The 17,847-nt window shown below is 68.0% G+C and carries 19 protein-coding genes and 1 tRNA gene; 16 read left to right on the top strand and 4 right to left on the bottom strand.

Annotated elements, in window-relative coordinates:
• Window positions 1–23: 23 nt before the first annotated feature.
• The 9 genes from GEM_RS05535 to GEM_RS05495 all read left to right on the top strand — a co-directional run bounded on the left by GEM_RS05535 (window position 24) and on the right by GEM_RS05495 (window position 7,304).
• Window positions 24–752 carry a YebC/PmpR family DNA-binding transcriptional regulator gene (locus tag GEM_RS05535; RefSeq protein ID WP_014896461.1) on the top strand — a complete coding sequence of 243 codons (729 nt, stop codon included), beginning with the start codon at window positions 24–26 and terminating at the stop codon, window positions 750–752.
• Between the two features lie 105 nt (window positions 753–857).
• Window positions 858–2,138, top strand: coding sequence for a phosphoribosylamine--glycine ligase (gene purD, locus GEM_RS05530; RefSeq protein ID WP_014896460.1), 1,281 nt, complete (start codon window positions 858–860; stop codon window positions 2,136–2,138).
• 118 nt (window positions 2,139–2,256) lie between these two features.
• Window positions 2,257–3,177 (top strand): oxygen-dependent coproporphyrinogen oxidase, encoded by a 921-nt coding sequence (hemF, locus tag GEM_RS05525; RefSeq protein WP_014896459.1) that lies wholly within the window; start codon window positions 2,257–2,259, stop codon window positions 3,175–3,177.
• Between the two features lie 34 nt (window positions 3,178–3,211).
• Window positions 3,212–3,925, top strand: coding sequence for a nicotinate-nucleotide adenylyltransferase (locus tag GEM_RS05520; RefSeq protein WP_051137965.1), 714 nt, complete (start codon window positions 3,212–3,214; stop codon window positions 3,923–3,925).
• Window positions 3,926–3,929: 4 nt separating this feature from the next.
• Window positions 3,930–4,376, top strand: coding sequence for a ribosome silencing factor (gene rsfS / locus GEM_RS05515; RefSeq protein ID WP_014896457.1), 447 nt, complete (start codon window positions 3,930–3,932; stop codon window positions 4,374–4,376).
• 19 nt (window positions 4,377–4,395) lie between these two features.
• On the top strand, window positions 4,396–4,866 hold the full coding sequence (gene rlmH / locus GEM_RS05510) for a 23S rRNA (pseudouridine(1915)-N(3))-methyltransferase RlmH (protein ID WP_014896456.1): 471 nt from the start codon (window positions 4,396–4,398) through the stop codon (window positions 4,864–4,866).
• 51 nt (window positions 4,867–4,917) lie between these two features.
• Window positions 4,918–5,550: a Maf family protein gene (locus GEM_RS05505; RefSeq protein ID WP_014896455.1), complete on the top strand. Its 633-nt coding sequence runs from the start codon at window positions 4,918–4,920 to the stop codon at window positions 5,548–5,550.
• 8 nt (window positions 5,551–5,558) lie between these two features.
• Entirely contained in the window at window positions 5,559–7,028 is a 1,470-nt protein-coding gene (gene rng / locus GEM_RS05500) for a ribonuclease G (protein ID WP_014896454.1), read from the top strand.
• A 199-nt stretch (window positions 7,029–7,227) separates the two neighbouring features.
• Window positions 7,228–7,304 (top strand) — tRNA-Met (locus tag GEM_RS05495).
• A gap of 135 nt (window positions 7,305–7,439) precedes the next feature.
• On the opposite strand, the gene GEM_RS05490 is transcribed toward GEM_RS05495, so the two are convergent.
• On the bottom strand, window positions 7,440–7,748 hold the full coding sequence (locus tag GEM_RS05490) for a DUF1493 family protein (RefSeq protein ID WP_014896453.1): 309 nt from the start codon (window positions 7,746–7,748) through the stop codon (window positions 7,440–7,442).
• A gap of 2 nt (window positions 7,749–7,750) precedes the next feature.
• Entirely contained in the window at window positions 7,751–8,206 is a 456-nt protein-coding gene (locus GEM_RS05485) for an STM2901 family protein (protein WP_041490617.1), read from the bottom strand.
• A gap of 273 nt (window positions 8,207–8,479) precedes the next feature.
• On the opposite strand from GEM_RS05485, the gene GEM_RS05480 reads away from it, so the two are divergent.
• The 5 genes from GEM_RS05480 (at window position 8,480) to GEM_RS05460 (ending at window position 13,513) form a co-directional block, all read left to right on the top strand.
• Complete coding sequence (locus GEM_RS05480; protein ID WP_014896451.1) at window positions 8,480–8,815, top strand: YggL family protein; 336 nt, start codon at window positions 8,480–8,482, stop codon at window positions 8,813–8,815.
• Between the two features lie 473 nt (window positions 8,816–9,288).
• Window positions 9,289–10,431, top strand: a complete 1,143-nt coding sequence (locus GEM_RS05475; RefSeq protein ID WP_014896450.1) for a collagen-like triple helix repeat-containing protein — start codon at window positions 9,289–9,291, stop codon at window positions 10,429–10,431.
• Window positions 10,432–10,687: 256 nt separating this feature from the next.
• Complete coding sequence (locus tag GEM_RS05470) at window positions 10,688–11,656, top strand: PRC-barrel domain-containing protein (RefSeq protein ID WP_014896449.1); 969 nt, start codon at window positions 10,688–10,690, stop codon at window positions 11,654–11,656.
• Complete coding sequence (locus GEM_RS05465) at window positions 11,653–12,912, top strand: MFS transporter (RefSeq protein ID WP_014896448.1); 1,260 nt, start codon at window positions 11,653–11,655, stop codon at window positions 12,910–12,912. Before GEM_RS05470 ends, GEM_RS05465 begins: the two co-directional genes overlap by 4 nt.
• Before the next feature lie 34 nt (window positions 12,913–12,946).
• Window positions 12,947–13,513, top strand: coding sequence for an FUSC family protein (locus GEM_RS05460; RefSeq protein ID WP_014896447.1), 567 nt, complete (start codon window positions 12,947–12,949; stop codon window positions 13,511–13,513).
• Window positions 13,514–13,570: 57 nt separating this feature from the next.
• Here the strand turns inward: GEM_RS05460 and GEM_RS05455 are convergent, their stop codons facing one another.
• A complete protein-coding gene (locus GEM_RS05455) occupies window positions 13,571–13,972 on the bottom strand; it encodes an RcnB family protein (protein ID WP_014896446.1) in 402 nt (133 codons plus the stop codon).
• Between the two features lie 83 nt (window positions 13,973–14,055).
• Window positions 14,056–15,807 carry a lipid A export permease/ATP-binding protein MsbA gene (gene msbA / locus GEM_RS05450; protein WP_014896445.1) on the bottom strand — a complete coding sequence of 584 codons (1,752 nt, stop codon included), beginning with the start codon at window positions 15,805–15,807 and terminating at the stop codon, window positions 14,056–14,058.
• Window positions 15,808–16,030: 223 nt separating this feature from the next.
• Between msbA and GEM_RS05445 the strand changes: the two genes are divergently transcribed.
• Both GEM_RS05445 and GEM_RS05440 read left to right on the top strand, forming a co-directional pair.
• Entirely contained in the window at window positions 16,031–16,783 is a 753-nt protein-coding gene (locus GEM_RS05445; RefSeq protein ID WP_014896444.1) for a glycosyltransferase family 2 protein, read from the top strand.
• Window positions 16,784–16,917: 134 nt separating this feature from the next.
• Window positions 16,918–17,760 carry a glycosyltransferase family 2 protein gene (locus tag GEM_RS05440; protein ID WP_014896443.1) on the top strand — a complete coding sequence of 281 codons (843 nt, stop codon included), beginning with the start codon at window positions 16,918–16,920 and terminating at the stop codon, window positions 17,758–17,760.
• The last annotated feature ends 87 nt before the right edge of the window (window positions 17,761–17,847 follow it).

The following is a 17,847-nucleotide window of genomic DNA, read 5'->3' as shown; positions in this document are numbered from 1 at the left end:
CGCGCCCGGGCACGGAGAAAGGTATGGCTGGTCATTCGAAATGGGCCAACATCAAGCATAAGAAGGCAGCGGCCGACGCGAAGCGCGGCAAGATCTGGACTCGCCTGATCAAGGAAATCCAGGTCGCGGCCCGCCTCGGCGGCGGCGACGCGAACTCGAACCCGCGCCTGCGTCTTGCGGTCGACAAGGCGGCCGACGCGAACATGCCGAAGGACAACGTCAAGCGCGCGATCGATCGCGGCGTCGGCGGCGCGGACGGCGCGAACTACGAAGAAATCCGTTACGAAGGCTACGGCATCAGCGGCGCGGCGATCATCGTCGACACGCTGACCGACAACCGCACCCGCACGGTCGCGGAAGTGCGCCACGCGTTCTCGAAGTTCGGCGGCAACATGGGCACCGACGGTTCGGTCGCGTTCATGTTCGATCACGTCGGCCAGTTCCTGTTCGCGCCCGGCACGTCGGAAGACGCGCTGATGGAAGCGGCGCTCGAGGCCGGCGCGGACGACGTCAGCACGAACGACGACGGCTCGATCGAGGTGCTGTGCGACTGGCAGGTCTTCTCGGCGGTGAAGGACGCGCTCGAAGCCGCAGGCTTCAAGGCCGAACTCGCCGAAGTGACGATGAAGCCGCAAAACGAAGTCGAATTCACCGGCGACGACGCGGCAAAGATGCAGAAGCTCCTGGACGCGCTCGAAAACCTCGACGACGTGCAGGAGGTGTATACGAACGCCGTCATCGTCGAGGAATGAGATGCCGGCCGCCGTTCGCGTTGTCGCGGCGGCGGCCCGACCGATTTCGCGGCCGGCGCGCCTGAGCGTGCCGGCCGCCCTGTTTTCTAGTCTGCGGGGAATCCCATGAAACTACTCGTCGTCGGTTCCGGCGGCCGCGAACATGCGCTGGCGTGGAAGCTCGCGCAGTCGCCGCGCGTCCAGATGGTCTACGTCGCGCCCGGCAATGGCGGCACGGCGCAGGACGAGCGTCTGAAGAACATCGACATCACGTCGCTCGACGCGCTTGCCGATTTCGCGGAAAGCGAAGGCGTCGCGTTCACGCTCGTCGGGCCGGAAGCGCCGCTCGCGGCCGGCATCGTCAACCTGTTCCGCGCACGCGGCCTGAAGGTGTTCGGCCCGACCCGCGAAGCCGCGCAGCTCGAAAGCTCGAAGGATTTCGCGAAGGCGTTCATGAAGCGCCACGGCATCCCGACCGCCGACTACGAAACCTTCGCCGATGCCGCCGCCGCGCACGCGTACATCGACGCGAAGGGTGCGCCGATCGTCGTGAAGGCCGACGGCCTCGCGGCCGGCAAGGGCGTCGTCGTCGCGATGACGCTGGAAGAAGCGCATGACGCAGTCGACATGATGCTGTCGGGCAACAAGCTCGGCGATGCCGGCGCGCGCGTCGTGATCGAGGAATTCCTCGACGGCGAGGAAGCGAGCTTCATCGTGATGGTCGACGGCAAGCACGCGCTGGCACTGGCTTCGAGCCAGGACCACAAGCGCCTGCTCGACGAAGACCGCGGCCCGAACACGGGCGGCATGGGTGCCTATTCGCCCGCGCCGATCGTCACGCCGCAGATGCACGCACGCGTGATGCGCGAAATCATCATGCCGACGGTACGCGGGATGGAGAAGGACGGCATCCGCTTCACGGGCTTCCTGTATGCGGGCCTGATGATCGACAAGGAAGGCAATCCGCGCACGCTCGAGTTCAACTGCCGGATGGGCGACCCCGAGACGCAGCCGATCATGGCGCGCCTGAAGAGCGATTTCTCGAAGGTCGTCGAGCAGGCGATCGCGGGCACGCTCGACACGGTCGAGCTCGACTGGGACCGCCGCACCGCGCTCGGCGTCGTGCTGGCCGCGCACGGCTATCCGGAGACGCCGCGCAAGGGCGACCGCATCAACGGGATCCCGGCCGAGACCGAACAGGCGGTGACGTTCCATGCGGGCACGACGCTCACCGACGGCGACAAGCTCGTCACGTCGGGCGGCCGCGTGCTGTGCGTGGTCGGCCTCGCCGATTCGGTGCGCGAAGCGCAGCAGCATGCGTACGAAACGATCAATCAGATCAATTTCGAAGGCATGCAGTACCGCCGCGACATCGGCTTCCGCGCGCTGAATCGCAAGAGCGCTTGACGCCGCAACCGCCGCCCGGCCCTCGCCGGCGGCGGCCTCCTCTGCCGGGGTTCGTTAGAATGCCCGGCAGATGCTTTTTTTAAGGCCCCCGCTTCCGGCGGGGGCGCCCAGTCCAGACATGACCGATTCGACCTACGACGTGGCGCGCGTGCGCACGTACCTCCAGGGCCTGCAAACACGCATCGCCGACGCACTCGGCGCGCTCGACGGCACGCCGCTCGCGACCGACGCGTGGCAACGCGGCCCTGAAGAGCGCCTGCGCGGCGGCGGCTGCACTCGGATTCTCGAAGGCGGCCGCGTGTTCGAACGCGCGGGGATCGGCTTTTCCGACGTCGCGGGCGACGCGCTGCCGCCGTCGGCGAGCGCGGCGCGCCCGCAGCTCGCGGGCCGCGGCTTCGAGGCGCTCGGCGTGTCGCTCGTGCTGCACCCGCGCAACCCGTACTGCCCGACCGTGCACATGAACGTGCGGATGCTGATCGCGACGAAGCCGGGCGAAGCGCCCATCTTCTGGTTCGGCGGCGGCATGGATCTGACACCGGTTTATGGGTTCGAGGACGACGCGCGGCATTTCCACCAGACCTGCAAGGACGCGCTCGACCCGTTCGGCGCCGAGCTCTATCCGCGTTTCAAGACGTGGTGCGACGAGTATTTCTTCCTGAAGCACCGCAACGAGACGCGCGGCATCGGCGGGGTCTTCTTCGACGATTTCTCCGAACCTGGATTCGAACGATCGTTTGAAATGATGCAAAGCGTCGGCGATGCGTTCCTGAACGCCTACCTGCCGATCGTCGAGCGCCGTGTCGAGCTGCCGTACGGCGAGCGCGAGCGCGACTTCCAGGCTTACCGGCGCGGCCGCTACGTCGAATTCAACCTCGTGTTCGACCGGGGCACGCTGTTCGGCCTGCAAAGCGGCGGCCGGACCGAGTCGATCCTGATGTCGATGCCGCCGGTCGCGAACTGGCGCTATAACTGGCAGCCCGAGCCGGGCTCGCCGGAAGCGCGCCTGAGCGAGTTCCTCGTGCCGCGCGACTGGGTCTGAGCCCGCCGCCGCCCCAACAACAGGACACGTTTTTCTGGACACCACCGCCCGCCCCGCCCCGCAGCCGCGCCCGCCGTTACGTCGCATCGGCTTGCTGGGCGGCACGTTCGACCCGATCCACGACGGCCACCTCGCGCTCGCGCGCCGTTTCGCCGACGTGCTCGGCCTGACCGAGCTCGCGCTGCTGCCCGCGGGGCAGCCGTACCAGAAGCGCGACGTATCGGCCGCCGAGCATCGGCTTGCGATGACGCGCGCCGCCGCCGGCTCGCTGGCCCTGCCGGGCGTGACGGTCACCGTCGCGACCGACGAGATCGAGCACGAAGGGCCGACGTATACGGTCGAGACGCTCGCGCGCTGGCGCGAGCGGATCGGCCCCGACGCTTCGCTGTCGCTGTTGATCGGCGCCGACCAGCTGGTGCGGCTCGACACCTGGCGCGACTGGCGCAAGCTGTTCGACTACGCGCACGTCTGCGCGTCGACGCGCCCGGGTTTCGACCTCGGCGCGGCGCCGCCGGACGTCGCGCAGGAAATCGCGCGGCGGCAGGCCGGCGCCGACGTGCTGAAAGCCACGCCGGCCGGCCACCTGCTGATCGACACGACACTGGCGTTCGATATCGCCGCAACCGACATCCGTGCGCATCTGCGCGAATGCATCGCGCGTCATGCGCAAATGCCCGATGCGTCGGCCGAGCATGTGCCGGCCGCCGTCTGGGCCTATATTCTTCAACATCGTCTCTACCATTCCTGATTCCATGGATATCCGCAAATTGCAGCGCGTGATCGTCGACGCACTCGAAGACATCAAGGCGCAAGACATCAAGGTGTTCAACACCAGCCACCTGACCGAACTGTTCGACCGCGTGATCGTCGCTTCGGGCACCTCGAACCGCCAGACCAAGGCGCTCGCGTCGAGCGTGCGCGACAAGGTCAAGGAAGCCGGCGGCGACATCGTCAGCTCCGAGGGCGAAGACACCGGCGAATGGGTGCTGGTCGACTGCGGCGACGCGGTCGTGCACATCCTGCAGCCGGCCCTGCGCCAGTACTACAACCTCGAGGAAATCTGGGGCGACAAGCCCGTGCGGATGAAGCTCGGCGGCGGCAAGGGCGCGAACGGCTTCGCGACCGCCAGCGAAGAAGAGGACGACGAGGAAGAAGCGCCAGCCCGCCCGGCGCGCAAGACGGCGGCCCGCCGCCGCTGAGTCGTCGCGAGTCGTCCCGATGAAGCTTTTCATCCTCGCGGTCGGCCACAAGATGCCCGGCTGGATCGCGTCCGGTTTCGAGGAATATACGAAGCGGATGCCGCCCGAGCTGCGCATCGAGCTGCGCGAGATCAAGCCCGAACTGCGTTCGGGCGGCCGCAGCGCGGAAAGCGTGATGGCGGCCGAGCGGCAGAAGATCGAGGCCGCGCTGCCGAAGGGCGCGCGCATCGTCGCGCTCGACGAGCGCGGCCGCGACTGGACCACGATGCAGCTCGCGCAGGCGCTGCCCGGCTGGCAGCAGGACGGCCGTGACGTCGCGTTCGTGATCGGCGGCGCCGACGGGCTCGATCCGGAACTGAAAGCGCGCGCCGACGTGCTGCTGCGCATCTCGAGCATGACGCTGCCGCACGGGATGGTGCGCGTGCTGCTCGCCGAACAGCTTTACCGGGCGTGGAGCATCACGCAGAATCACCCCTACCACCGCGCATGACGCGTCGTCCTCGGGACGCGCGCCGCGCGCGCTCAACGAGATAACGACACCATGCCGTCCAGCACGCCCCCCGCGCTTTTCCCGACCCTTTACCTCGCTTCGCAAAGCCCGCGCCGCCAGGAGCTGCTGCAGCAGATCGGCGTGCGCTTCGAATTGCTGCTGCCGCGCCCCGACGAGGACGCAGAGGCGCTCGAGGCCGAACTGCCCGGCGAAGCCGCCGATGCGTACGTGCAGCGCGTGACCGTCGCGAAAGCCGAGGCCGCGCGTGCGCGCCTCGTCGCGAGCGGCAAGCCGGCCGCGCCGGTGCTCGTTGCCGATACCACCGTGACGATCGACGGCGCGATCCTCGGCAAGCCGGCCGATGCCGACGACGCGCTCGCGATGCTGACCCGCCTCGCAGGCCGCGAGCACGAAGTGCTGACCGCGGTCGCCGTGATCGGCGCCGACGGCGCCCTGCTGCCGCCCGCGCTGTCGCGCTCGTCGGTGCGCTTCTCGGCCGCGCCGCGCGACGCGTTCGAGCGCTACGTCGACACCCGCGAACCGTTCGGCAAGGCCGGCGCGTACGCGATCCAGGGGCGCGCGGCCGAATTCATCGAGCGAATCGACGGCTCCCATTCGGGTATCATGGGTCTGCCCCTTTTTGAGACTGCCGCGCTGCTGCGCACCGCGCGCGTCGCCTTCTGAATCTCACCATGAACGAAGAAATCCTGATCAACCTCACGCCGCAGGAAACGCGGGTCGCACTCGTCCAGCAAGGCGCGGTGCAGGAGCTTCACGTCGAGCGCACGCTGTCGCGCGGGCGGGTCGGCAACATCTACCTCGGCAAGGTCGTGCGCGTGCTGCCCGGCATGCAGTCGGCGTTCATCGACATCGGGCTCGAGCGTGCGGCGTTCCTGCACGTCGCGGACATCTGGCATCCGCGCCTCGCAGGCGAGCCGCAGTCGGGCGCGCCGCACCAGCCGATCGAGAAGACCGTATTCGAAGGCCAGACGCTGATGGTCCAGGTGATCAAGGACCCGATCGGTACGAAAGGCGCGCGACTGTCGACGCAGGTCAGCATCGCGGGCCGCACGCTCGTCTATCTGCCGCAGGAGCCGCACATCGGCATCTCGCAGAAGATCGAGAGCGAGGCCGAGCGCGAGGCCGTGCGCGCGCGCCTGACGGCGGTGATCCCGGCGGAAGAGAAAGGCGGCTACATCGTGCGCACGATCGCCGAGGACGCGACCTCCGACGAACTGGCCGGCGACGTCACCTACCTGCGCAAGACCTGGGCGACCATCGTCGCGCAGGCGCAGCGGCTGCCGGCGACGAGCCTGCTGTATCAGGATCTCGACCTCGCGCAGCGCGTGCTGCGCGATTTCGCGAACGACGACACGACGCGCATCCAGGTCGATTCGCGCGAGACGTACCAGCGCCTCGCGGAATTCGCGGGCGAGTTCACGCCGGCGGTGAGCCCGAAGCTGCATCACTACACCGGCGAGCGGCCGCTGTTCGACCTGTACAACATCGAGACGGAGATCCAGCGCGCGCTGTCGCGCCGCGTCGACCTGAAGTCCGGCGGCTACCTGATGATCGACCAGACCGAGGCGATGACGACGATCGACGTGAACACCGGCGGCTACGTCGGTGCGCGCAACTTCGACGACACGATCTTCAAGACCAACCTCGAGGCCGCGCATACGATCGCGCGGCAGCTGCGGCTGCGCAACCTCGGCGGGATCATCATCATCGACTTCATCGACATGGAGAACGCCGATCATCGCGACTCGGTGCTGTCCGAGCTGAAGAAGGCGCTGTCGCGCGACCGCACGCGCGTGACGGTCAATGGCTTCTCGCAGCTCGGGCTCGTCGAGATGACGCGCAAGCGCACGCGTGAATCGCTCGCGCACGTGCTGTGCGAACCGTGTCCGACCTGCCAGGGCAAGGGCCAGGTGAAGACGTCTCGTACCGTGTGCTACGACATCCTGCGCGAGATCCTGCGCGAATCGCGCCAGTTCAACCCGCGCGAATTCCGCGTGATCGCCGCGCAGCAGGTGATCGACCTGTTCCTCGACGAGGAGTCGCAGCATCTCGCGATGCTGATCGACTTCATCGGCAAGCCGGTGTCGCTGCAGGTCGAGTCGAACCTGAGCCAGGAACAGTACGACATCGTGCTGATGTAGGGTCATCCACGGCGATCTCCGAACAGGCAGATCGCCCCCCAACCCTTGCCGCGGGCAGCGAACAAAATATCAGTTGGCACGCCGAGCTTCGAGGGCTCGCGCAACGTAAGCGCCCTTGGCGAGCGAAGCACGGCCGCTTGAGTTCAACTTTTGTCACTGAGCGTTTGACGCACCGCAGCAGTGCCACTATAATTCGTGTCGCGGGGTGGAGCAGTCTGGCAGCTCGTCGGGCTCATAACCCGAAGGTCATAGGTTCAAATCCTATCCCCGCAACCAAACATCGAAGCCCGCTTTGCGACAGCAAGCGGGCTTTTTACATTTCGCCGATTCGGCTGTTCATTTCCCACGGGCGACCTGGTCTCGTGCAACGCTCTCGATCGCGTCCGTATCCCATCGGCCGATGCGCATTGCTTATTCCAGCATGCCGAGGGTAAGGGGCACACGCGGTCGCTTCCGGTCACGCTCGGAAAACAGCGCGAGAAACGTCGTCGCCATCTCCTGCCCTTCAGGGCCGAAGTAGCGGTCGTAAGGGAATTCGGCAGCATTCACACCGAACGTTTCGGCCCATTTGTCGATGAATTCGATTGCATCGATTCCCGTCACGCGCAGATCCTCCTCGAGACGTGACGACGGTTCGATTCGCAATTGGCCGCCGAACAACGGGCGACCGAGCTCTTCGCGCGCAAATGCGGCCAGCGTTTCCCACCTAGCGGCGGACACGATCAGAACGCCCTGTTTTCAAGTTTGACGACGGCGTTGTAGCGACGCACCGTGTTGAACATGATTACGGCCGCGTCGGCGGCCAAGAACATCTGCCCGACCACGGGGGTGGTTCGGCCGACCGATACACCGAGATTCCGCGTGGACGCGATACGTACGCCCTGAGCGCCCACCGACATGATCATTGGCAATCGCATTCTCATCTGAATCGGCAACAGCTTGAACGCAGCAATTGATGCGACCGATGTGCCCTTGGTCGCCGCAGCGAATTTTCCTGATGCCGGCACATCGGCTTGACCCAGCAACATGGCCGAAGCAGCTGCAAGGTCATCGAGCCCGACGCGCCGCTGGATCTCATCGACCGCGATCCAGAAAAACAGATCCCCCGGCTTGAGATCGACATGACCATTGTACGAATTGCGATGCGTCCGACATACGGCCCTCGTTGTTGTTCGAATAGCCGCCGACCTTGGCAAAGCCGAAGCGGCTCGCCATCCCTGTATCATTCGGGTCATACGCGCGATGACCCGCCGGGCTAAGCCACGCCGAGAAAACCCGGTCGATCGATTGTTTAACAATGGTTTCATGATCAACCGCGCGACAAACCGATATCGCGACGGCGCAACGCTCGGCCCACTCGCTGCGTGCTCAGGCTGCGCGGCACGTCGACATCGTGCCAGCACCGGCCGCCGCGCTATCCTTTCCCACCTAACATTCACTCATCGCACACCATGAGCCAACGCCACAACCGCCGCCAGCGCAAGAAACTCCACATCGCCGAGTTCCAGGAACTCGCGTTCAACGCGACCGCGCAATACCGCAACGAGCTGACCGACCTCGAGCGCGGCCAGCTGATCGACGCGTTCATCGATTTCGTCGAAGCAAACGGGCTGCTGACCGTCGCGTCCGCTGACGAAGGGATCGGCGCATACGTGATCTCCGGCGCACCGCGCGGCACGACGACCGACGCCGACCGCGAAAGCGTGCGCGGATGGCTGGCCGCACGGCCGGAGCTGACGGACGTCCGGGTCAGCGAATTCACCGACGCGTGGTATCCGGACGCCTGACGCGCCGGTTGCTCCGTACCCCGGGCAAGCCGCCCGCGCCGGCCCGCCAACATGGCGGGCCAGGCCGGCACCGGCTGCCCCGCCTGCACGTCCCTTCCCTCCCCCTTCCCCACGCCCGCACATCCCGCGCCAATCACGTGCCTCGCCACGCGTCCACCGTGATTACCCCGATTCCGGCAGTGAATCGGACGCTTACTTCAATTTAACGATCATTAAAAGACGGCTCGCGCCGGCGGACCTACTCTGATCACACGAATCCGGTGATTTCCGGCACGATCGGCAAGCCAGACGAAAGAATGCAAATCGTTCGTCCTGCAAGCGCTCCGGGTTCCGGTACAGGCGAACACGCGACGCGGCGACAGGTCAATCAGGGAGACAACAGCGATCCGCCCGCCGCCTCTCTTCCGCGGCGACGAGCCATCGGCGCACTCGAAGGCCGCCTGACCCATTTCCATAATCGAGACGAGGACGACATGAACAAGCCAACCATCCATCAGGCAGGACTCCGAATGATCATGATCGCGGCCGGCGTCGCGACACTGGTGTCGCTGGCCGCGTGCAGCGGCTCCGGCACGCTGAGCCAGGGCACCGGCGGCTCCGGATCGGGGTCCGGCGCCACGACGGCGTCGAGCGGCGGCACGGGCAACGGCTCCGGCGGCACCTCGGCCAATGGCGTCGGCCAGACGAGCGCGGCGTCGAGCAACATCGTGACGGCCGCCGGCGGCGCCGTATCGGGCGTTGGCACGACGATCGCGGCGCAATCGCTGCCCGGCACGAACGCGGCGACGACGCAGGGACTCGGCACGGTCGTGCAGGACGTCGGCGCAGCGGTCACGACGCTCGGCACCGGCCTCGGCTCGGGGCTCGGCCAGCTCGGCGCGTCGTCGAATCCGGTCGGCACGACGGTCGCGAGCACCGGCGGCGTGGTCACGAACCTCGGCCAGGCAGTCGCCGCGACCGGCGGCGTCGTGTCGAGCCTCGGCGCGAGCGGTTCGGCGCTGGCGCCGCTCGCGCCCGTCACGTCACCGGTCGGCGGCGCGGTGACGACGCTCGGCAACACGATCGCGGGCGGCGGCGCGACGCTCGGCACCCAACTGTCGAGCGGCCCGGTCGCGCAGGTGACGGGCGCAGCCAGCTCGGCAATCACGCCGATCACGTCGACGGTCGGCTCGGTCACGCAGACGGTCGCGGCGAGCACGCCGCTCGGCGCGCCGCTGACGAACCTCGTGACGACGGTCGGCAACGGCGTCGCGAACGCCGGCACGACGCTCGCGAAGACCGGCAACAATCCGGTCACGGCCGGTGTCGGCAACGTCGTGACCGCGACCGGCAATACGGTCGCGACCGCGGGCACGGCGCTGCTCGGCGGCGGCGCCGCCGCGACGAATCCGCTCGCTCCGGTGACAGGGCTGCTTTCGACCGGCGCACTCGGCGGCACGACCGGCGGCAGCAACCCGGCCGGCGCGCTCACGTCGGCGGTCGGCGCCGTGACGGGAACGGCCGGCAGCGCACCGGTCGGCGGCCTGACGGGCGGCACCGGCAGCGGCACGCTGTCGAAGACCGGCGGCGGCCTGCTCGCACCGGTGACGACGACGCTCGGCGCGCTGGTCAAGTAACGCAACGCGGCCCGTGCGGCGCCCGCCCCGTCGTCGACGGTCGGGCGCCGCGGCCGTTGGTGCGCCCCCATTCCGCCCGCCGCCCTGATCGATCCGCGCCCTTTTCCCGCTGTCACGCCCCCCGATCCGTCGCAGAAATCGGTCCTGAAAGGAAGACACGTTAAACTCTCACCTCGCGTGGTGCGCCGCCCGCACCCGCCATCCATCGCCAGCCGCGAGCCTCCGGGCCCGCCCCCGACCCATGGAGTGAGTGTCAATGAGCGGCGGACTTCCGTTTCCCGCATCCCGCATGTCGTTTCCGTCGTCGACGGTCTTCCTGATTCTCGCCGCCTGCGCGCTGCTGTCCGGCTGCGGACTGCTGCCGACCCAGAATCCGCCCGCACCGATCAGCGAGGCACTCGTCGAGCCGGTCGAGGAAACCGCCGGCGAACCGCTGACGATGCCGCCCATGCCGCCGCTCGTGCAACCGGAAGAACCGGAAGCGCCGAAAAAGCCGCACCGCGAGGTGACGCGGCCGAAGCCCGTGCAGCGTCCCGAAACGCCGACGCCGCCGCCTCCGCCGCCCGCCCCGCTCGTCGCGACACGCCCGCTCGACCGCACCCAGATCCATGCGCTGCTCGACAGCGAAGTAGCGCGCCGCAACGGCAAGGTGATCGGCCGCGCGGTCGACATGGTGGCCGATGCGAGCGGCAAGCCGCGCGAGATGATCGTCAACCTGCAGGGCTTCATGGGCGTCGGCGACCGCAAGGTCATCTTCCCGTGGAATGTGTTCCGCTTCACGCCGGGCGGAAAACAGGAGCCGATCGTGCTCGACGTGCCGTCGGGCGACCTGCCCCCGGCCGCGCGGCCCAAGGCCGTGCCGCTGTCGGGTTCGGCCGCGGCGTCGCCCGAGACGCGTCTGCCGATGCTCGACAGCGATGTCGAGCGCCCGAACGGCACGAAGATCGGCCGCATCGTCGACGTGCTGATCGACCGCGCCGCGCAGCCGCAGGCTGTCGTGCTCGACCTCGGCGGGCTCGTCAATACCGACCGCCGTTCGATCGCCGCGAGCTGGGGCGCGCTGCGCTTCGTCACGCGCGACAAGGCGCTGCATCCGCAGCTCGACCTGAACGATGCACAGATCAAGGCGTCGCCGCCCTACGCGGCCGACAAGCCGATCGTCGTGGTCTACCCGCCCGTTGCCCCTGCACCGGCGCCGGCTTCGTCTGCGAGTGCGACCCGATGACGATCAAGCATTCCGTCAGCGTACGCAGTCTCCGGTCCCTCGACTGGCTCAACTTCTTCGTTGCAAACGTTCAAACAGGGTTCGGTCCGTTCATCGCGTCCTACCTCGCGTCGCACAAGTGGACACAGGGCGAGATCGGCATGGTGCTGTCGATCGGCACGATCAGCGCGATGGTCAGCCAGGTACCGGGCGGCGCGGCCGTCGATGCGCTGAAGAACAAGAAAGGCGCGGCCGCGTGGGCGATCGCGGCCATCATCCTGTCCGCGGTACTGCTCGCGTCGAGCCCGACGATCGTGCCGGTGATCGCGGCCGAGGTATTCCACGGCTTCGCAAGCTGCATGCTCGTGCCAGCCATGGCGGCGATCTCGTTCTCGCTGGTCGGCCGCGCCGACCTCGGCGACCGGCTCGGCCGCAACGCGCGCTGGGCGTCGATCGGCAGCGCGGTCGCGGCGGGCCTGATGGGGCTGACCGGCGAGTATTTCTCCGCGCGCGCGGTGTTCTGGCTGACCGCCGTGCTGGCCTTGCCGGCACTGTTCGCGCTCGCGATGATCCAGCCGACGCACGAAGTGATCCCGCAGTCGTCCACCCCCGACGATCACGACGAAGGCGAGCACCGCGAGACGCTGCTCGAGCTGCTGCGCGATCGCCGGATGCTGATCTTCGCGGCATGCGTGGTGCTGTTCCACCTGTCGAACGCGGCGATGCTCAACCTCGCGGCCGGCGAAGTGACGGCCGGGATGGGCGAGAACGTGCAGCTCGTGATCGCCGCGTGCATCATCGTGCCGCAGGCGATCGTCGCGATGCTGTCGCCGTGGGTCGGCCGCTCCGCGCAACGCTGGGGCCGCCGGCCGATCCTGCTGCTCGGCTTCTCGGCGCTGCCAGTGCGCGCGCTGTTGTTCGCGGGCGTGAGCAGCCCGTACCTGCTCGTACCGGTACAGATGCTCGACGGCATCAGCGCGGCCGTGTTCGGCGTGATGCTGCCGCTGATCGCGGCCGACGTCGCGGGCGGCAAGGGCCGCTACAACCTGTGCATCGGGCTGTTCGGTCTCGCGGCCGGGATCGGCGCGACGCTCAGCACGGCCGCGGCCGGCTATGTCGCCGATCACTTCGGCAACGCGATCAGCTTCTTCGGGCTCGCCGGCGCGGGCGCGCTCGCCGTGCTGCTGGTGTGGCTCGTGATGCCCGAAACGCGTGTCGAGAACGGCGACGCGGCCCCCGCCGAGCCTGCCGCCGCATCACCCGAGCAGGCACGCTGACCGCCACACCGCACCGCCTCCAGGCCCATTCACGATGAATACGATCCGGACACTCAACGAAGCCCGCCAGCAGATTCAGCAGTCGATCTTCGATCTGTTCAAGGGACTGACCTTCGCCGAACGGCTCACGCAAGGCGCACTGATGGCGCTGCAGGCCGTCTGCGGCGCGTGCCTCGCGTATGCGATCGGCCGCGCGCTGCATACCGAGCAGGCGGTGTGGGCGGCGATCACCGCGATCGCCGTCACGCAGCACAACTACTCGGACACGATGTCGCTGTCGCGCGACCAGTTCGTCGGCGCGATGATCGGCGGCCTGGTCGGCTTTGCCGGTGCGGCGCTCGGCGGCGACCGCCTGGTCGCGTATGCGATCACGGTCGCGGTCGTGATCGTCAGCTGCTGGTGCCTGAACGTCGGCAGCGCGGCACGGCTCGGCGGCGTGACCGCGACGATCGTGCTGCTGTTTCCGGGCAATGGCCCGCTATGGGACGTTCCGCTGATGCGGCTGGGGGAAGTTGCACTCGGCACCGTATGCGCGCTGGCCGTGTGCTGGGCGATGGCGCGGATCGAGCGACGCTGGTTCCGCCGGGCGGCGGACAAGTGACGCGGCCGCCGGGACGCACGCCCGGCAGCCGGATGAATCGATGATCGACGGCAAGCGTTACGGGCCGACCCGCAGCACGATGCCCGAACCGATCTGCACGAGCAGGTAGTCGCCGCCGACGCCGACCCATTGATAGCCGCGCGGCGGCGCGCTCAGATGGTAGCCGCGCCAGTCTTCGACCACGTACTGGCGATCGCGGAATTCGTTCGGGAGCCGGTCGCCCCGGTGCCAGTCGCGGCGCGGCTGGTCGGCCCAGCGCTGCGGCACGTCGTCGTCGCGATGCATCGCCTGGCCGGGCGGCATGTGCTTCGGGCCGTGCCCGCGCTGCATGCCGGGGCCGCCGTGCTCGCCGTGGTCCCCGCGGTCGTCGTAGTTGCCGTGATCCTGCGCCATGACGACCGGCGCCGCGAAACCCGCCGCGATCAGCGCGGCCAGCATCATCCCGTGCATCTTCCTCATTGTCCTTCCCTCCGTGTTGTCACGTCGAACCGGAAACAACTGGACCTGCGCGGTCAAGACTAGCACGCCGGCATGACCCGGCGTCACGCCGCCTGCTGCTGGTACTGGATCCGGTGAAGGTGCGCGTACAGCCCGCCGTGGCGCAGCAGTTCGTCGTGGCTGCCTTCTTCGACGATCTTGCCGGCCTCCAGCACGAGGATCCGGTCCGCGCGCTCGATGGTCGACAGCCGGTGTGCGATCACGAGCGTGGTGCGCCCTTCCATCAGCCGCTCGAGCGCGGCCTGCACGTGGCGCTCGGATTCCGAATCGAGCGCGGAGGTCGCCTCGTCCAGGATCAGGATCGGTGCGTCCTTGTAGATCGCGCGCGCGATCGCGAGCCGCTGCCGCTGGCCGCCCGACAGACGCATCCCGTTGCCGCCGACCAGCGTGTCGAGCCCGTCGGGCATCGCGGCGACCGCGTCGGCGAGGTTCGCGGCCTCGAGCGCCGCCTGCACGCGTGAGCGGTCGGGCGTCTGCCCGTACGCGACGTTCGCGGCGATCGTGTCGTTGAACAGCACGACGTCCTGGCTGACCATCGCCATCTGGCCGCGCAGCGCGTGGAGGTCGTAGTCGGCAACCGGCACACCATCGACCAGGATCGCACCGTCGGTCGGGTCGAAGAAGCGCGGCAGCAGGTTCACGAGCGTCGTCTTGCCGCTGCCGGACGGGCCCGCGAGGGCAATCATTTCACCGGGTGCGACCTTGAACGAGATACGGTCGAGCGTCGGCCGCTCGGCCGCGCCGTAGTCGAACGACACGTTGCGGAATTCGATCTCGCCGCGCGCATGCGGCAGCGGCCGGCCGCCGCCCTGCGGCTCGGCCGGTTCGTCGATCAGCCCGAAGATCAGCTCGGCGGCCGTCATCCCGCGCTGCAGCGGCTGGTTGACGTCGATCAGGTGCTTGAGCGGCGAGATCACCAGCAGCATCGACGTGACGAACGCGACGAAGCCGCCGACCGTCGTCTGGTCGTTCGACGACTGCATGACCGCGATCGTGATCACGACCGCGAGCGCGATCGACGCGAGGAACTGCGTCAGCGGCTGCGCGAGCCCGCCCGAGATCGTCATGCGCATCGCGTAGCCGCGCAGGCGCTTGCTCATCTGCGTGAAGCGGTCCATCTCGTAGGCTTCGCCGTTGTGCACCTTGACGACCTTGTAGCCGCCGACCGTCTCCTCGACGATGTACGACAGCTCGTTGGTGAGCGTCTGGTGTTCGCGGTTCAGGCGGCGCAGGCGGCGGTTGATCTTGCTGACGAGCCAGCCGATGCCGGGCAGGATCACCGCGACGATCAGCGTGAGCCGCCAGTTCAGGTAGAACAGGTAGCCGAGCAGGAACATCACGGTCAGCGAGTCGCGCACGAGCGTGACCATCACGCCGGTCAGCACCGACAGGATCTGGTTGACCTCGAACACGATCGCGTTGATCACGGTGCTCGCGGTCTCGCGCTGGAAGAACGACGCGCCCGTGTGGAGCATCCGCTGGAACATCTCGAGCCGCAACTGCAGCAGGATGCGGTTCGAGACGTAGTTGAGCAGGTAGTTCGATGCGTACTGCGATACGCCGCGCACGAGCGCGAGGCCGATCACCGCGATCGGCACGTACCATTTCGCACGGTCGCTGCCGTGCGAGCCAAAGCCGTGATCGAGCAGCGGCTTGAGCAGCGCCGGAATCCCGGCTTCCGTGGCCGCGACGACGCCCATCGTCATCACGGCGAGCAGCACGATGCCGATCAGCGGCCGGATGTACGGCCACAGGCGCTTGAGGACCGTGACCGGCGACGTACCGGTGCCGTCCATCGGTTTGCGAAGAGTGTTCTGGGTTTCCAAGGCAATCCTTCTTGAGCCGCGACACGGCGCCCTGAGCGTGACTGCCCGGGATTCGCCGCCGTCCGGCGGGTGCCGAAAAAGGCCCAACATTATAGCTGCACCGCCCCGCGGGCACGGCCGTTGCCGCAGCGGCCGCCGGCCAGCGCGCGGGTATACTGCCGCTCACCGTTTTCTCCGCCTTTTCGACGATTTCATGGCAGAACCCACCCTCGGCGTCGCCCTCATCGCCCTCAACGCGGCCGCGCGGCTCGCGCAGTGCCTCGACGCGCTGGCCTTCGCCGACGACGTCGTCGTGATCGACGGCGGCAGCACCGACGATACGGTCGAGATCGCCCGCGCACATGGCGCCCGCGTGATCGTCGAGCGCGACTGGCCGGGCTTCGGCCCGCAGAAGAACCGCGCGCTCGACGCGCTCGACACCGACTGGATCCTGTCGCTCGACACCGACGAGGTGGTCAGCCCGGAACTCGCGCAGTCGATCAGCGCCGCGATCCGCGCGCCGGCCGCGCAGGTCTACGCGCTCGACCGGTTGTCGAGCTTCTGCGGCCAGTGGATCCGCCACAGCGGCTGGTATCCGGACTGGGTCCCGCGCCTGTTCCGGCGCGGCACCGCGCGCTTCTCCGACGACCTGGTGCACGAACGGCTCGTGTTCGACACCCCCGCGCAGCGGCTGCCGGGCAAGCTGATGCACTATTCATACGAGGACTTCGAAACCGTCGTGCGCAAGCTCGACGCGTATTCGACGGCCGGCGCGCGCCAGCGCCGCGCGGCCGGCCAGCGCGGCGGCTTCGGTAAGGCGCTCGCGCGCGGCGCCTGGGCGTTCGTGCGGACCTACCTGCTGCGGCGCGGGTTTCTCGACGGCCGCGCGGGCTTCATGATCGCCGTATTCAACGCGGAGACGGTCTACTACCGGTTCCTGAAGCTCGGCCACGAACCGGCCCGCTGAGCACGCCCCACCCTCACGCCGCCGGCACGCGGCCGCCCCGGCGTTACAATGCCGGGCTGCCCGCGCGCCGTACGCGCCCGAGCACGGCGCCGCGCCACGCGCCGCCGACACGACGACCACCGAATCCGACCGCCATGTTCTCCATCATCATCCCGACCTGGAACAACCTGCCGTACCTCAAGCTCGTCGTCGACAGCCTGCGCCGCCATTCCGCCTACGACCACCAGATCATCGTGCACGTGAACGACGGCTCGGACGGCACGCTCGACTGGGTGCGCAGCGAAGGCATCGAGCACACCGCGTCGCCGGCCAACATCGGCATCTGCCATGCGGTGAACCTGGCCGCCGCGCGCGCGACGCGCGACTACGTCGTCTACATGAACGACGACATGTACTGCTGCCCCGGCTGGGACGCGGCGCTCGTGCGACGCATCGAGCAGATGCCGACCGACCTCTTCATGCTGTCCGGCACGATGGTCGAGCCGGTCGACACGCGCAACCCGTGCGTCGTCGTCAGCAACTTCGGCCGCGATGCCGATCAGTTCGACGCGGCCGGCCTCGTCGCGGCCACGCCGCGGCTCGCGCGCGCGGACTGGCTCGGCTCGACCTGGCCGCCGACGCTCGTACACCGCGACTGGTGGAACCGCATCGGCGGCTACAGCAGCGAACTGTCGCCCGGGATGAGCAGCGACAACGACTTCTCGATGAAATTCTGGGACGCCGGCTGCCGGATCTTCCTCGGCGTCGGCGACAGCCTCGTCTATCACTTCCAGCAGAAGAGCACCGGCAAGATCGTCAAGAACGACGGCCGCCGCCAGTTCCTCAACAAATGGGGCATGACCCAGGCCACGTTCGACCGCTATTACCTGCATCGCGGCGAGCCGGCCGGCTCGCGCCTCGCGCTCGACACGCCGGCCGTCGAAGGACGGCTCAAGCGCGCGCTGCTGCGCTCGCGGATCAAGCGCGCATTCAGCTGATCGGACCCCGGAAACGTCACGGAAACGCCCGTGGCTTCGCGTATACTGCGCGCTTCGCCCCGGGCACTCCCGCCGGGCGCGCGGCGC

Origin of the sequence: Burkholderia cepacia GG4 (assembly GCF_000292915.1) — a bacterium.
GTDB classification, from domain to species: domain Bacteria; phylum Pseudomonadota; class Gammaproteobacteria; order Burkholderiales; family Burkholderiaceae; genus Burkholderia; species Burkholderia cepacia_D.
Note: the sequence above shows the minus strand (reverse complement) of the source record. Positions and strands in the feature narration are given on the sequence as shown.

Coding starts and splice junctions, on each gene's coding strand:
- msbA (WP_014896445.1), bottom strand. CDS start 15,807: ATGGACGGCACCGGTACGTCGCCGGTCACGGTCCTCAAGCGCCTGTGG.
- GEM_RS05445 (WP_014896444.1), top strand. CDS start 16,031: ATGGCAGAACCCACCCTCGGCGTCGCCCTCATCGCCCTCAACGCGGCC.
- GEM_RS05535 (WP_014896461.1), top strand. CDS start 24: ATGGCTGGTCATTCGAAATGGGCCAACATCAAGCATAAGAAGGCAGCG.
- GEM_RS05460 (WP_014896447.1), top strand. CDS start 12,947: ATGAATACGATCCGGACACTCAACGAAGCCCGCCAGCAGATTCAGCAG.
- rlmH (WP_014896456.1), top strand. CDS start 4,396: ATGAAGCTTTTCATCCTCGCGGTCGGCCACAAGATGCCCGGCTGGATC.
- hemF (WP_014896459.1), top strand. CDS start 2,257: ATGACCGATTCGACCTACGACGTGGCGCGCGTGCGCACGTACCTCCAG.
- rsfS (WP_014896457.1), top strand. CDS start 3,930: ATGGATATCCGCAAATTGCAGCGCGTGATCGTCGACGCACTCGAAGAC.
- purD (WP_014896460.1), top strand. CDS start 858: ATGAAACTACTCGTCGTCGGTTCCGGCGGCCGCGAACATGCGCTGGCG.
- GEM_RS05465 (WP_014896448.1), top strand. CDS start 11,653: ATGACGATCAAGCATTCCGTCAGCGTACGCAGTCTCCGGTCCCTCGAC.
- GEM_RS05440 (WP_014896443.1), top strand. CDS start 16,918: ATGTTCTCCATCATCATCCCGACCTGGAACAACCTGCCGTACCTCAAG.
- GEM_RS05505 (WP_014896455.1), top strand. CDS start 4,918: ATGCCGTCCAGCACGCCCCCCGCGCTTTTCCCGACCCTTTACCTCGCT.
- GEM_RS05455 (WP_014896446.1), bottom strand. CDS start 13,972: ATGAGGAAGATGCACGGGATGATGCTGGCCGCGCTGATCGCGGCGGGT.
- GEM_RS05470 (WP_014896449.1), top strand. CDS start 10,688: ATGAGCGGCGGACTTCCGTTTCCCGCATCCCGCATGTCGTTTCCGTCG.
- rng (WP_014896454.1), top strand. CDS start 5,559: ATGAACGAAGAAATCCTGATCAACCTCACGCCGCAGGAAACGCGGGTC.
- GEM_RS05475 (WP_014896450.1), top strand. CDS start 9,289: ATGAACAAGCCAACCATCCATCAGGCAGGACTCCGAATGATCATGATC.
- GEM_RS05480 (WP_014896451.1), top strand. CDS start 8,480: ATGAGCCAACGCCACAACCGCCGCCAGCGCAAGAAACTCCACATCGCC.